We start from the raw sequence: 15,103 nt of genomic DNA, 5'->3' as shown, positions 1-15,103 counted from the left end.
TAAGCCTTAGGAAATAGAAACATGTCTACAAGTGAATCAGTAGTAGAGTCTCCTGAAGTCAAGGAAGGTGGCTTACTTGACGAAATCATGGCGCAAACGCGTATTGAGCCTAGCGAAGAGGGCTATGATGTCGCGAAGAAAGGTGTTGCAGCCTTTATTGAAAATCTAGTTGGTAACAACCAAACCGAAGAACCTGTCAACAAAGCGCTTGTTGATCAGATGCTTGTTGAGCTTGATAAAAAGATCAGTGCTCAAATGGATGAGGTTTTGCACGACTCTTCTTTCCAGGAGATGGAATCAGCATGGCGTGGACTTAAACTTTTTGTCGATCGCACTGACTTCCGCGAGAACAACAAAGTTGATGTCTTACACGTAACTAAAGAAGAGTTGTTAGACGACTTTGAATTCGCGCCAGAAACAACGCAATCAGGTCTGTACAAGCACGTATACTCGTCAGGTTACGGTCAATTTGGTGGTGAGCCAACAGGCGCTATTATCGGTAACTATGCCTTTACACCCTCTACCCCAGATATGAAATTGCTGCAATATATGGGTGCGTTGGGGGCAATGGCACATGCGCCATTTATCTCGAGTGTAGGGCCTGAGTTCTTCGGTATTGAGTCGTTTGAAGAGCTTCCAAATATCAAAGATGTTAAGTCTATCTTCGAGAGCCCTAAATATACTAAATGGCGCTCACTGCGTGAGTCTGAAGATGCGCGTTATCTTGGCCTAGCAGCGCCACGTTTCTTGTTGCGTGTGCCATATGACCCGACAGAAAACCCAATCAAGTCTTTCACTTATCACGAGAATGTTAGTCAAGATCACGAGCATTATCTCTGGGGTAACACGGCTTTTGCGTTTGCAACGCGTCTTACTGATAGCTTTGCAAAGTATCGTTGGTGTCCAAATATCATTGGCCCACAAAGCGGAGGTGCCGTAGAAGATCTACCAGTTCATGTTTATGAGTCAATGGGGGCGCTACAGTCTAAGATCCCGACTGAAGTATTGATCACTGATCGCAAAGAATTCGAACTTGCGGAAGAAGGTTTTATTGGTCTGACCATGCGAAAAGGCAGTGATAATGCTGCGTTCTTCTCTGCTAACTCCATTCAGAAGCCTAAGGTATTCCCAAATACCAAAGAAGGTAAAGAAGCAGAGACGAACTACAAGCTTGGTACACAGCTTCCTTACATGATGATTATTAATCGCCTCGCGCATTACATCAAGGTGCTGCAACGTGAGCAAATTGGTTCTTGGAAAGAGCGACAAGACCTTGAGCGCGAGCTAAACACTTGGCTTAAGCAATATGTTGCTGATCAAGAAAACCCACCAGCAGACGTGCGTAGCCGTCGACCACTTCGTGCCGCCAAAATCGAAGTGAGTGATGTGGAAGGTAACCCTGGTTGGTATCAGGTATCTTTGTCTGTTCGCCCTCATTTTAAATATATGGGTGCGAACTTCGAACTGTCTCTTGTTGGTAGGCTTGATCAGTAATCATGGCATACGTTGCGCTAGAAGACAGTGCATTTGGTGTCGGTTTCTTGGAGCGCCTTGAAGCCGACGCCAAACCCGTGTCTATAACTCAAGGCCCGAGTAGTCCAGATGTCGTGAGATCGATTAAACGCAACATTGCAAATGTGTTGAATACTCGCGTGGGTGGCGCCCAAAGCTCACCGGGTTTAGGTTTAATTGACTTCAATGATGCCACGCTCGAAAGTTTAGACTTATCGTTGAGGGTGAAACTCGCAATTAAAGAGTGTTTGGAAAAATATGAGCCGCGGCTTACCAATATTTTAGTGACATCAGATTTTGATCCGCACTCACCACTCATGCTGCGGTTCAACATTGTTGCCACCGTTAATAGCGAAGCGCTCCACGAGAAAGTTCAACTTAGCTTGCTTTTAGACCAGAACCGCCAATATCGAGTGTTGTAAACCGCATGACGCAAGACAAGTATTTTCGAGAAGAGCTCGCGTTTTTAAAAGAGCAAGGTAAAGCTTTTACTGAGCTGCATCCTCAACTCGCACGTTTCTTACATGGTCGACACACAGATCCAGACGTAGAGCGTTTGTTGGAAGGGTTCGCGTTTTTAACCGGTAAATTGCGTGAAAAAGTAGATGATGATTTTCCTGAGCTTACTCACTCGATTATCAATATGCTCTGGCCCAACTATTTGCGCCCAGTACCGAGTATGTGCATCGCACAATTTAAGCCAGAAGGGAGTTTGAGCGAAAAGCAAGTTGTTGCTAAGGGGACGGAGCTTGACAGTAAGCCTGTTATGGAAACCCAGTGTCGCTTTCAAACTTGCCGAGAGGTTGAGTTGTACCCTCTGTATTGCTCTAACGTTCACGCTGAACACACACGTGAAGCGACGACAATTCAGCTGCAAATGACCTTAGACGGTGATATGTCGGTAAGAGATGCCAATATCAACACGCTGCGTTTTTACATTGGTGGTGATAAATATAGCGCACAAATGATCTATTTGTGGCTGAGTCATCATCTCGAAAAACTCACGGTACACGTCGATGGCACTGAGTTCTCGCTACCAAGAGATGCGTTTTCATCGGTTGGATTTAATCCTGGCGATGGTCTATTGCCCTATCCACAAAATGTTTACGACGGTTATCGTGTTTTGCAGGAATATTTGTCATTTCCTGAAGCGTTTCATTTCTTTGATATTAGCGGTTTAGATAAGGCAATACCGAACAATGTCTACGGCCAGTTTACGGTGCAGTTACATTTGTCTAAAACGTTGCCGTCAGATGTCAGAGTGAGATCAGAGAGCTTTCAGCTCTATTGCACCCCCGTCATTAACTTGTTTGATCATGACGCAGACCCGATCGATCTCACCGGAAAGAGCACTGAATACAAAGTTATTCCATCAAGCGGTAAGCCAGCCCATTATGAAGTGTTCAGTATTGATAGCGTCACGGGTCGGCAAGACAAAGTCATTGATGGTAAACCGGTACGTGGTCAAAAGCGGGTTTATACCCCGTTTGAGAGCTTTCAACATGAAGTAGAGCGGGTGCGTAATCGAGAAACCCTTTATTACCGCTCACGGGTGAAAAACAGCATTCGCGGGGATGGTTTTGATTCTTTTATCTCGTTTATTCGCGGGGATGAGTCAGCATCCGTCGATGTCGATGAGGCGGTGTCAATTAAGCTGACCTGCACAAATCGTCAACTTCCATTGGACTTAGGTGTCGGAGATATTTGCTATCCAACGGACAGTTCACCGCCATTTGCAGAGTTCGAAAATATTACAATCCCAACGCAAGCATTGAGGCCTGTGCTGGATGGCAGCTTGCTATGGATGTTGATTTCTAATTTATCGTTGAATTACTTGTCGCTCCTGTCAAAAGACGCATTGAGCTGTGTATTAACCGCTTATGATTTTCGTGCGTTGGTGGATCGTCAAGCAGAGCGAGTGGGTAAGAAACGCCTAGACGCGATTGAAGATATTCAATCCAAGCCCATGGATAAGTTATTACGTGGCATGCCGGTTCGAGGTTTGCAGTCCACGATTTATCTCAATCAAGACGGTTTTGGCTCGGAAGGCGATTTATATTTATTTGGAACGGTGCTCAGCCACTTTTTCTCGTTATACGCGAGTATTAATTCTTTTCATGAGCTTACCGTTATCAACACAACGAATAACGAGACCTATACATGGCAGACGAGAGTCGGGATGCAACCACTCATCTAGATGAGTTGGCACCCAGTGCGGCTGATCTTGTTCAAGATGCGAGAGTGTATAGCTTTTTCCAATTAGTTGAGCTTTTACAAAAGTACAAAGGGCTTAATCCAGAGGAAGAAGAGTGGGAGCGTGAATGCCAGTTGGTGTTCAGTGCCAACCCAAGCCTTGGGTTTGCTGCGTCAGATATAGCATCGCTTGATCAAGTCAATGATCACACGGTAGTGCTTACGAATTTCTTAGGTCTTGCAGGATCACAGTCGCCTTTACCAGCATTTATCACTGAGCAACTTCTCCATGAAGAGCCTGGCGGAATTAAAAGACCATTTTTGGACTTTTTTAACAACCGATTGATCGCTTTGGTGTATCGGATCTGGCGCAAATACCGTTACTACGTGAGATTTCAGCCTGGTGCTGAGGACCAATTCTCAGCACAGCTATTTGCTTTAGTGGGCCTTGGTGATACGCAGCTGCGTGGTGAGACGCCGATTAACTGGTGCAAGATGCTGGCGTATGCTGGCACGTTAGCGGGGCGAAGCCGTTCACCTACAGTAGTTGCTGGCATTATCGCTCATTGTTTCGATCTTGAGCAGGTAGAAATTCGTCAATGGGTCACGCGCAAAGTAAAGATTGCGAAAGATCAGCAAATGTCTCTTGGCTGTATGAATGGTCGGTTAGGTGAAGATACTGTGATTGGTGAGACAGTTTTTGACTGTAATGGAAAATTTATCATTTGTATCAAAGAGTTAACTAGGGAGCGTTTTGACGACTTTTTACCAGTAGGTAAAGAGTATCAGCCTTTATGTAAATTAGTTGAATTCATTTTGCGAGAGCAGATGGCATTCGATTTAGAGTTGTCGATGATGGATGAAGAGACGCCCGCGCTTCAGTTAGGGAAAAAAGTCGCGCTGGGGTGGACATCTTTTCTCGGTGAAGATTTGCAAGATAAGCGTGTATTAATTCAAGTAAGGCAATAGACATGGTCTCGCAACATCAAAATGGCATAGTACTTGTGATTGCCAATGCTCAAACGTTGGAATCAGGCTTATCCGCTCAGATTCGTTTTGTGGAATCTGGTGGGACTATTGGTTCATCGCCTTCAGCCAGTTGGCGATTGAAAGATCGGTTGGGTCGAGTCCATGATTTGCACTGTGAAATTTTGGTCGTAGACGGTGCTTTCTGCGTGCGGGATGGATGTGGACAAACGTTTGTTAATGGTGCTGATATGCCGCTTGGTAAGGGCCAACTAGCACGCTTAGCACACAAAGATGAAATGCAAATAGGCCCGTATGAAATACGTGTGTTGACTGGAGAGGATGGTGAGATAGATACCGGCCATATTGATACGCTTTTTGATGGTCACCATACCGACTTACTGGCCAATGGACATGAGCCTGTTGACCACGAGCTAGAGCTTGAGGATGCATCAGCCCCCATTGATCCTCTGGTCGAATTAGAAGCAAAAGTAGAAGCGCAGGGTACAAACTGGCTGTTGGGTAATGATCTATCAGAGAACGCGAATGATAGCGGCCTTATCTCAAAGAAAAACCTTACAGGAAAAGGTCCATCTTTTACGCCACAAGCGGATAGCGAAGATACCATGTCTGCGTCTGTTCGGTTGAAACGTATTTTTGGTTTTGGTCAGAGAAAGCAGCAGAACACCAGCCACAAAACACATGAAAAGGTATTGGATGCACAATCAATTGAAACGGCAGCCCATCATATGCCTTCCACGTTGACAGAAAGTGAGACGAAGCCAATGGATGAAAAAGAGCTAGGACTTCTCGAGCAAGAAGTGGCTAAGAGTTTGAACAATGATCCGTCCCCGTCAAATGAAAGTGCCGGACATGGCAAGCATTTATTAACGGGTCCGATGCTAGAGGGCCTCGGGGTTCGAGTGAGCAATGAACAAGATGTTCAAAGGATGCATTTCCTCTCACAGGAGATGGGACAGTCTCTTCAGGCATGTTTAAAAGGCCTATTGGCTTTGCACGAACAAGCAGCAGAGGGACGCTTTGGTACGATGAACCGTAACCTACAGCCTATTGAAGATAACCCACTACGGCTTGGGCTCTCTTATGAAGAGACAGTTGGAACGATGTATGACGCAGATAAAAGTCTAGTACATCTTTCAGCCCCTGCGGCAATTGCTGAAAGTTTAAAAAATGTAAGAGATCATAATGAAGCAACGCAGGATGCAATATCAGAAGCCCTTGATCAAATTCTCAATGCATTCTCTCCTGACGTGCTATTACGACGTTTCCAGCATTGCCGACGTAATACGGATGCCCATGAAGAGGGTGAATCCGCGTGGGCATGGGAAATGTACTGCAATTACTACCGAGAGCTAACCTCTAACCGTCAGCAAGGGTTTTCTAAGCTCTTTTGGGAAATATTTGAGCAGGTGTATGACAAGCGTATTCGTGAAAAACAACTGGAGAGATAATCATGCTTAAGAAATTAGGTATCTTGTGCGTAATTTTGGTATTAACAGCGTGTAGTTCTTCAGATGAATATCAACCTGAAGAGCGACCAACAACTGTAACATTTAGCTTAGTGAGCGATGAGGGAGTTAACCCAAATATCACGGGTGACTCGGTGCCAATAGAAGTACAGGTGTTTGAACTGGAAGATGACTCTATGTTCATGTCTGCGGGGTTTGACCAATTACGAACGGATTATGAAGATGCGATTAGTAGTAATTTTATTAATAACTATGATTATGTGCTGACACCAGGTCAATTCAAGTTTGTCAATGCATTTGAGATCAATGAAGACACAAATTACATCGGTGTCATGGCGTATTTTTCTGAGCCTAACTTGGGCGAGTGGAAGAAAGTCGTCAAAGTATTAAATAAAGGCCGAGAGTATCATTTGCTTATGCTCTTCAAAGATTATGACGTGAAATTAGAAAAGGTAGAGTAAAACTAATGTTTGCACGTAACCGGGTGATATGGAGCGAAGGACTCTTTATTAAGCCTCAGCACTTTCAGCAGCACCAACGTTACAGTGAATACTTATTGGAAGAGCGATTAACTTCAATAAGCAAATATTTGTATGGCATTGCTGAATTGTCACTAAATCCAGAGTATCTAGCGTTTGGTCGAATTGCGATAGAGAGAGCGGTGGGCGTGATGCCAGATGGAACGGCATTCCGCATTCCTCAAGAAGATGTTATGCCTGACGCGCTTGAGATAGAAGATGGCTCTCTCTCTAACCAGCTAATATACCTCGCGATTCCTTTACGTAGTGAATCGATTATGGAAGTAAACTGGCCAGAAGAAAAAGGTTCAGGTCGCTATGAAAGTCGTCGTATTGATGTGCGTGATGTGCAAAGTATTCAGGGCGATACGACCACGTTAGACGTGTCACCAGTGCACTTGCAGTTGATGCTGGAGAAAGAAGATCGCAGCGCTTATGCGGCGATCCCTATCGCGCGTATTTCTGAAAAGCGTCCCGACGGCAGTGTGGTTCTGGATCAAGACTTTATTCCTTGTCATTTCAATGTGGCGGGCAATGCAACACTGCACCGCTTTATCAACGAAATGGCCGGATTGATGCAGGAACGCGCCAAAAACATCGCTCAACGTATTAGCTCCCCTTCTCAAGGCGGTGTCGCGGATGTATCAGACTTTATGTTATTGCACTCGCTAAACCGCCTTTATCCGCAAATGAAACACCTTGCATCGTTAGGCAGCTTGCACCCTGAACGCCTGTATGAGTGTTTATCGTCAATTTGTGGAGAATTGGCAACCTTTACCGATGAAAGCCGACTTGCTCCAGCGATGCCCGCTTATAATCACGATATGCCTGGTGATGCATTTTGGCCAGTCATTCGTTTCTTACGCCAGAGTCTCAGTGTGGTATTAGAGCCTCGTGCAGTATCTATTCAGCTCGATAAGCGTAGCTACGGCCTGATGGTGGCACCAGTTCAAGATCCGCAATTAATGGAGTCGGCTGAGTTTATTGTTGCCGTGAAGGCACGCATGCCGTTAGACGAATTACGACGATTGTTCACTCAGCAAACCAAGGTTTCTTCTGTTGAGAAAATTCGCGAACTGATCTCTTTGCAACTGCCGGGTATCCCGCTTATCCCTCTACCGGTTGCGCCGCGTCAGCTGCCCTATCATGCAGGTTATACCTATTATCAGCTGGATAAAGAAAGCGCCGCTTGGTCAATGTTAGCAAACTCTAGTGGTTTTGCGTTCCATGTAGCGGCAGCATTTGACGATCTTGATATTCAATTCTGGGCAATAAGAGATTGATGATGGCAGCGACTGACGAAAGTGTGTTTAACGATCTTCTATTTGATGACGTTGAGAAAATTAATAATGACCAAGATTACTGGTTTCAGCTACGTGGTCATAACGCTAACGCGCTGGTTGATGCAGCCACGCCATTGTTTGGTCTTGCACTGCGGGTGCGCTCATTATCTAGTTGTGAAAACATTGAGCAGATTTACCATCAAACCATCGAAGAAATAAAAGCGATTGAAATCGAGCTATCCGAGCAAGGTTATGAGCATGCCGTTTTAATGGCTTATCGCTATATATTGTGCACCTTTCTCGACGAAGCCGTGATGGGGACGCCATGGGGCGCTTCAACGTGTTGGGCTGAACATTCGATGCTTTCACGTTTTCACAATGAAACATGGGGCGGTGAGAAAGTCTTTACCATCTTAGGTCGCTTGGAAAGTGAGCCAGAAAGGTATCAGCCATTACTGGTCTTTATTTACCACTGCTTGTGTTTGGGTTTTGAAGGCAAATATAGAGTGATTGATGGTGGACATGCGCAACGAGAAAAGGTCATAAAAAGACTATACGACCAGTTTCTCGATGACGAAAAGCAACCAAAACAACTGAGTGAGGGTAGTGATCATGTCGTAAGCACTCGATATGCACTCAGCCGTCAAGTCCCCCTTTGGTCCGTTTTTGTTGGGTTTATCGTCTTATGGACCAGTATTTTCGCCGGTTATTCATATTTTCTTCATGAAAAGTCCGAAAGCGTACTTAGCCAACTTAACCAGTTGCTGTAAGCCGAACAACATTATATTGATTAGAACTAGGTGTCCCTGTGATTCGAATTGAATTATCCACCCTCATCTCTAAGTTGAATGCGCAAAGTAAATTAGCGCTCGAACAAGCCGCTTCATTATGTATCGAGCGCCATCACCCTGAAGTGTTGATCGAGCACTTCCTTGAGGTTCTATTAGATAATCCGTTGTCTGATATTCGACTTATTACTAAACAAGCGAATATTGATATTGAGCTGTTTAAACAAGCCCTTGCTGGTAACTATGAGCGTGATAACACACTGGATACTTATCCGGCGTTTTCCCCATTATTGGTCGAGGGACTACAGGAAGCATGGCTTTTATCGACCACTGAACTCAATCAATCGGAGTTACGTTCTGGCAGCGTTTTCTTCGCTGTTCTGAACCGTGCAGATCGCTACTTGTCTCGCCCGGCCTCTAAATTATTGGCGAGTATTAATCGAGAAAGCTTAAAAACGCATTTTTCGGCAATCGTGGCAGACTCCGCTGAGACGGCGGTGATGGATAAGGGTGAGAAAGGAAAAAAAGCACCAGTGGCTGAAGGGAGTGACTCCCCACTTTATAAGTATTGCTCCAATATTACCGCACAAGCTAAAAATGGTGAGCTTGACCCAGTGCTCTGTCGCGAAGAAGAGCTCAATTTGATGGTCGATATTCTTTGCCGTCGTCGCAAAAATAACCCTATCGTGGTGGGTGATGCTGGGGTCGGTAAAAGTGCCATGGTTGAAGGGCTTGCGCTGCGTATTGCCGCAGGGCATGTGCCCGATCGCCTGCAAAACGTTGAGCTCTTTTGTCTTGATTTAGGGTTACTGCAAGCAGGTGCTTCGGTTAAAGGAGAATTTGAGAAACGCTTGAAAGGCGTCATTGACGGAATAAAGAGTGCGCCGAACCCGGTCATTCTCTTTATTGATGAAGCTCATACGCTCATTGGCTCAGGAAACCAGGAAGGAGGTAGCGATGCAGCAAACTTGCTCAAGCCTGCACTTGCACGTGGTGAATTGAGTACTATCGCAGCGACGACCTGGAAAGAGTACAAAAAATACTTTGAAAAAGACCCCGCACTGACTCGTCGCTTCCAGCTTGTTAAGCTTGAAGAGCCGTCTGTCGACCAAGCTGTTGACATTATGCGAGGACTTGGAAGTGTCTACGAAAAAGCGCATGGGGTTCTGATTGCCGATGATGCGCTAAAAGCGGCGGCTGAGCTGTCTGCACGTTACTTATCTGGGCGTCAACTACCTGATAAAGCCATTGATGTGCTCGACACTGCTTGCGCACGGATTGCTATTAACCTGACTACGCCTCCCAAGCGTCTAGCGCTATTAGAGACACTCTGCCACCAACGTCAGCAAGAAATAGAGATGCTAAAGCGTGCACAATATATTGGTCAGTCTATTGATCAAGTGCGCTTGGATGAGTTGGAGACACAAGAGCAAGCCGATGAAGCTGAAAAGCAAGACTTACAGGTTCGCTGGAATGAACAGCGACGCCTCATTGAGGACATTATTGAACGACGAGCGGCGTTGCTAACCCCTCCATCCGATGATGACCAAGCGTCTGTGCTCACTGAAGAGCAACAAGGCACGCTAGAGGAAGAACGTGCCGATCTGGCTAAGACGTTAGCAGAAAAATATGATGCACTGAATGCGATCCCTCACGATCAACGCTTGATGCACCCCCATGTTGATGCTGAGCAGGTGGCAGAAGTCATCTCGGATTGGACAGGTGTACCTATCGATCAGATGAACAGCGATGAGCTCTATAAAATCACCAATCTGACAACGCTACTGGGTAAGGCGATTAAAGGGCAAGACATCGCTATTGAGCGCGTACATCGGCATTTACTGACTGCACGTGCTGACTTACGACGCTCTGGCCGTCCTAAGGGGGCGTTTTTATTGGTTGGCCCAAGTGGTGTCGGAAAAACAGAAACGGTGGTTCAGCTCGCTCAGCAACTCTATGGGGGTAAGCAATTTTTAACCACCATCAATATGTCTGAATACCAAGAAAAACATACGGTTTCACGCCTCATCGGCTCTCCTCCTGGCTATGTTGGTTATGGTGAAGGGGGTGTCCTCACTGAAGCGATCCGTAAAATGCCTTATTCCGTGGTGCTTCTTGATGAAGTGGAAAAGGCTCATCCTGAGGTGCTCAACATCTTCTACCAGGCCTTTGATAAAGGAGAGCTGGCTGATGGTGAAGGGCGCATGATCGACTGCCAAAACACCGTGTTTTTCCTTACGTCAAATTTGGGTTATCAGACGATTGTTGACCATGCCCATGACAAAGCCAGCATCGATGATGCTCTATATCCAGAATTAGCAGCGTTCTTTAAGCCTGCTTTATTGGCTCGAATGGAAGTGGTGCCTTATGTTCCGCTTGAACGTGATGTCTTAGCAGAAATCGTACGTGGCAAGTTAACGCATCTTGAGAACACGTTCGCCCAGCGTTATGGCGCAACTGTTGATATCGATGACAGCCTTATCGAAGAGATTTTGAAACGTGCAACGCGAAGTGAAAATGGTGCACGAATGCTTGAGGCGATTATCGAAGGGCAGCTGTTACCGCCGGTGTCATTGGCGCTATTAAACAAGTTGGCCGATAAGGCGCAAATCACGGGTGTTCGCCTGTTTGCAGAAAATGGCGAATTCAAAGGCGAGGTAGAGTAAGAATGCATAACTGGCTAGCTTATGTTACTGACTTAGCTCGGGAAAGGCGAACAACAGATTTGCAGTCTCGCTTTATCCAGATTTTGGTCAGCGAGCTCAAGCTGCGCAAAGGAATGCTGCTGGTTCCTAGTTGTGATGGCAGGCAACTTGTCTGCCATGCCAGTGGGGAATCTTGGTCTGTAACCGATTTTGACACGCCATTTGCACATGTATTGCAAAACGTGATGCCCAAGCACTTAGCGGCAGAAGACATCGTTTTTTGGCAGTCCAACCGTGCCTTTTCTCGAACTATTGGAGAGCTCGGCTTATTTGAGGCGGTATCAATTCAGCCATTGATCCATGATAACAAGAGCGTGAAGCTCCTTCTTTGCCTTGTGGGCGATAGTCAAGCGTTATCTAGACTCTGGAAGGATGCGTCATTTTTACAAGTATTGGATGTATTTGAACATCAGTGGTCACTATTAAGTGAGATGGAAGGGGAAGAAAGCACTCGACGTGCGTTGAAAGCGTCTTTGACCGACATAGAGAAACAAACTCGTCAGCAAGAGCGGGCGGCGAGCTTGGCGCCGATTTTAATTGGAGACAGTGCCCTCATGGGCCGGCTCCGTGATCAAATCGCCAATGCTGCTTCATCGCAGCTATCGGTACTTGTTCAGGGAGAAACCGGTAGTGGTAAAGAATTGGTAGCACGTGCAGTGCATGATTTATCACCTCGTCAGCATCAACCGTTCATTCCCATTAATTGTGCTGCAATTCCAGAGCACTTATTGGAGAGTGAGCTATTTGGCTATGAAAAAGGTGCCTTTTCTGGGGCGATCACAGACAAAGAGGGCCTGATTGCGCAAGCAGATGGCGGCACACTATTTCTTGATGAAATAGGTGATATGCCTATGACTTTGCAAGCCAAGCTTCTTCGTGTACTGGAATTAGGATCGTTTCGGCCGGTAGGTGGGTATCGAGAACGTCAATCTGATTTTCGCCTCGTGTCTGCAACGCATGTTCATCTACTTGAAAAAGTGAAATCAGGTTCATTTCGTCAAGACCTTTACTACCGCTTATTACAGTATCCGATCCATGTGCCTTCGCTTGCTCAACGTAAAGAGGATGTGCGCCAGCTTAGCTACCATTTTATAGCTAAGTTCAATCAGCGACATGGGACAAGAATTCGTGATCTTGAGTCTCAAGCGCTAGATATTCTTTTGGGCTATACCTTTCCGGGTAATGTGCGAGAGTTGAAGCATCTCATTGAATATGCTTGTGCGCAAACGTCTGACGGTGAATCAATTGGTACGACAACTTTCAGTGGGTGTATCAATAGCGGGCATACTCCGCTCGCGCTGACCAAAAGTGCAGAATTACCTGCTGGGTATGCGAATGGAGCATCGATGGCTAACAACGTACTGAATATTGATGCAGCATCCATTGCCGATTTAAAACAAGCATTGCTTGATTTTGAACAACGGATCATCGTGGATCGATTGTCGCAGTTCGATGGCGATAAAAGTAAAGCTGCAGAAAGTTTAGGAATACCGAAACGTACCTTGACCTATAAGTGCCGAAAACTAGAGATCAAAGCCTCATGAATAAACAAAACTACTTTGTCCTGGCAGGGGTCATGCTGGCGTCCATATTGGCGCCATCCGCGATAGGGAGCACTCTCGTATCTACTCAGCAACAAGTTGAACAGGCCAATCAATGCCGCGCGGTGACTTCACGACTCGATCGTCTTGCCTGCTTTGATCGTGTATTTAACACCCAAGTGGTACCGGTTGAAGCAAGAGACAATCAATCGCAAAAGCCGTTGCAATGGCGACGAGCGATGATAGCAGCACAACAAAGCGCTCCCCAGTCTTGGTCGTTGACAGAGAAAGGCGAGGGTCGAGGTAGCAGTGCATGGATTACATTGCGGGCGAGTAACATTTCAACTAGTTTCCGAGGCGGTGAACAGCCGCTGTTAATGCTCAGTTGTATCGATAATTTAAGCCGCGTTGAACTGATGCTTCCCGAGCCTATCGAGGATGGGAGAATGAAATTGACTTTCCCAAATGGTCAGACGCAATACTGGCGCAATGGCGATTTAGGGGTCGTGCTTTCCTCGTCGCGGGGATTACCTGCTATTCGGTTGATGAAGGCATTGTCTACAGAAGATCGCTTAACCATTCGTTCAAATTCCCAATACGTTGATGGTTTAACTTTTGACACCCAGCCGTTGCCTGAGACACTGGGTGCGCTTCGTTCTCGTTGTGGTTGGTAAACATGGAATTGAAAGAATATAAGCGCTGTATTTCGCAACCAGTCTCCGAGAACAGCGCCGTGGGCGAGCGGTTAGTGGACGATCCGTTGTTTGACTTTGTTGAAGATCAAATGATGAAGGTGGGTTCGCTGTCCCATGCTGATGTGCAATGGGATGAAGTAGAGCACAGTGTCGTGACACTGTTGGCAGAGAAGAGTAAAGACATTAAGTTGTTGACCTATCTGCTTCAGTGCTTACATAACCAGGCCTCTCCAGCGCGTTTTATCCTGGCGTTTGAAGTGATGGCAGATTTCATGTCTCAATTCTGGGAGGAAAGTTTTCCTGCGCCTGGAAAGCGTGGTCACTTACCCCGTCGAAAATTTTTCAGCCAAATGGCTCAGCGATTCTCCATCGCGGTAGACAAAACAGACTTTGGTCAATTCGATGCGCAAGATCGGGAATCACTTACCCAAGCGGTGGAAGCGTGGGAGCAGGCGATCGAAGAGAAAGGGTTAGCGAACGATGTGGTGAATAGCGTCATCGTTAATATCCGTGCGGAATGTCGAAAAGCCGAGGAGCGTCAACGGGCTAATCAAACGCCTAAAGAAAAATCGCAAACATCATCACGTGCAGCGACAACGACGGCATCTTCAGGATTGGATGTTGACCACTCTAGCGACAAGGCAACAAAACAAACACTACTTAAAATTGCCTCGTTCTTGGCTGAGCAAGATGATGGTATGGCGCTTGCTATTCGGCTTCGTCGTTATGCTGTCTGGTATAGCATTACGGCTCTGCCTGATCATAAACCAGGTGGCGAGACTCAGTTGCGAGGTATGCAACAAGATCGTGTCAAGGATTACCAAGACAAAATCCGGCACCCTGACCTGGCCTTATGGCGGCAAGTCGAACAAAGTCTCACGATGGCTCCTTATTGGTTTGATGGCCATTTAATGAGCTATACCATTGCACAAAAGCTTGGACATGAAAGCTGGTGCGAAGCGATTCAGTCCGAAGTTAGTCAATTCCTCGAGCGTCTTCCTGGGCTAAAAGACTTACAATTTAAGGGTGGAGAGCCGTTTGTCTCTGATGCCGTAAAAGACTGGTTGGCCAATAGCACTGCCAGCCAAGCGGGTGGGCAAACGACCAACGGTGATTGGCAGGAAAAGAGAAAAGAAGCGTTATCGCTGGCAAAAGAGGGTGGTATCGCGGTGGCTCTATCCATGCTTAACGATGGGCTACAGGCGTCAAGAGAGCCTCGCGAGCACTTCTATTGGCGGATGATTTCAGCGGATTTAATGCAAGCTAATCAGCTCAATAGCATGGCTCAGGAGCAGTATCAAACACTAAATCAAGAAATTAAAACCATGAGCGTCACCGACTGGGAACCCAGCTTGGTTGAACAACTTGAACGCAATACAACGTCAGAGTGATTAAGGGCGAAAATTCATGTG

The 15,103-nt window shown here is 46.3% G+C and carries 12 protein-coding genes; all 12 read left to right on the top strand.

Annotation, left to right across the window (positions count from 1 at the left end; genetic code table 11):
• The first annotated feature begins 21 nt into the window (after positions 1-21).
• The 12 genes from tssC to tssA are packed head-to-tail and all read left to right on the top strand — an operon-like array spanning position 22 to position 15,082.
• The gene (tssC, locus tag BUQ98_RS13305; RefSeq protein ID WP_074214293.1) at positions 22-1,494 is read left to right on the top strand and encodes a type VI secretion system contractile sheath large subunit; all 1,473 of its coding nucleotides are present in this window, start codon (positions 22-24) and stop codon (positions 1,492-1,494) included.
• A 2-nt stretch (positions 1,495-1,496) separates the two neighbouring features.
• Entirely contained in the window at positions 1,497-1,934 is a 438-nt protein-coding gene (gene tssE, locus BUQ98_RS13300; protein WP_074214292.1) for a type VI secretion system baseplate subunit TssE, read from the top strand.
• A 5-nt stretch (positions 1,935-1,939) separates the two neighbouring features.
• Complete coding sequence (tssF, locus tag BUQ98_RS13295; protein ID WP_074214291.1) at positions 1,940-3,709, top strand: type VI secretion system baseplate subunit TssF; 1,770 nt, start codon at positions 1,940-1,942, stop codon at positions 3,707-3,709.
• Positions 3,673-4,674, top strand: a complete 1,002-nt coding sequence (gene tssG, locus BUQ98_RS13290) for a type VI secretion system baseplate subunit TssG (protein ID WP_083605295.1) — start codon at positions 3,673-3,675, stop codon at positions 4,672-4,674. The genes tssF and tssG overlap by 37 nt, the downstream gene beginning before the upstream one ends.
• Positions 4,675-4,676: 2 nt before the next feature.
• Positions 4,677-6,143: a type VI secretion system-associated FHA domain protein TagH gene (gene tagH, locus BUQ98_RS13285; protein WP_074214290.1), complete on the top strand. Its 1,467-nt coding sequence runs from the start codon at positions 4,677-4,679 to the stop codon at positions 6,141-6,143.
• Between the two features lie 2 nt (positions 6,144-6,145).
• Complete coding sequence (gene tssJ, locus BUQ98_RS13280) at positions 6,146-6,622, top strand: type VI secretion system lipoprotein TssJ (RefSeq protein ID WP_074214289.1); 477 nt, start codon at positions 6,146-6,148, stop codon at positions 6,620-6,622.
• Positions 6,623-6,627: 5 nt separating this feature from the next.
• The gene (gene tssK / locus BUQ98_RS13275) at positions 6,628-7,962 is read left to right on the top strand and encodes a type VI secretion system baseplate subunit TssK (protein WP_074214288.1); all 1,335 of its coding nucleotides are present in this window, start codon (positions 6,628-6,630) and stop codon (positions 7,960-7,962) included.
• Positions 7,962-8,732 carry a type IVB secretion system protein IcmH/DotU gene (gene icmH / locus BUQ98_RS13270; RefSeq protein ID WP_074214287.1) on the top strand — a complete coding sequence of 257 codons (771 nt, stop codon included), beginning with the start codon at positions 7,962-7,964 and terminating at the stop codon, positions 8,730-8,732. The genes tssK and icmH overlap by 1 nt, the downstream gene beginning before the upstream one ends.
• Positions 8,733-8,770: 38 nt before the next feature.
• Positions 8,771-11,416 carry a type VI secretion system ATPase TssH gene (gene tssH / locus BUQ98_RS13265; protein WP_074214286.1) on the top strand — a complete coding sequence of 882 codons (2,646 nt, stop codon included), beginning with the start codon at positions 8,771-8,773 and terminating at the stop codon, positions 11,414-11,416.
• A 2-nt stretch (positions 11,417-11,418) separates the two neighbouring features.
• On the top strand, positions 11,419-12,999 hold the full coding sequence (locus BUQ98_RS13260; protein WP_074214285.1) for a sigma-54 interaction domain-containing protein: 1,581 nt from the start codon (positions 11,419-11,421) through the stop codon (positions 12,997-12,999).
• Positions 12,996-13,670, top strand: coding sequence for a type VI secretion system-associated protein VasI (gene vasI / locus BUQ98_RS13255; protein ID WP_074214284.1), 675 nt, complete (start codon positions 12,996-12,998; stop codon positions 13,668-13,670). Before BUQ98_RS13260 ends, vasI begins: the two co-directional genes overlap by 4 nt.
• A 2-nt stretch (positions 13,671-13,672) precedes the next feature.
• Positions 13,673-15,082 (top strand): type VI secretion system protein TssA, encoded by a 1,410-nt coding sequence (tssA, locus tag BUQ98_RS13250; protein ID WP_074214283.1) that lies wholly within the window; start codon positions 13,673-13,675, stop codon positions 15,080-15,082.
• Positions 15,083-15,103: the final 21 nt, after the last annotated feature.

The organism is Salinivibrio sp. ES.052 (genome assembly GCF_900141775.1).
GTDB lineage: Bacteria > Pseudomonadota > Gammaproteobacteria > Enterobacterales > Vibrionaceae > Salinivibrio.
Note: the sequence above shows the minus strand (reverse complement) of the source record. Positions and strands in the feature narration are given on the sequence as shown.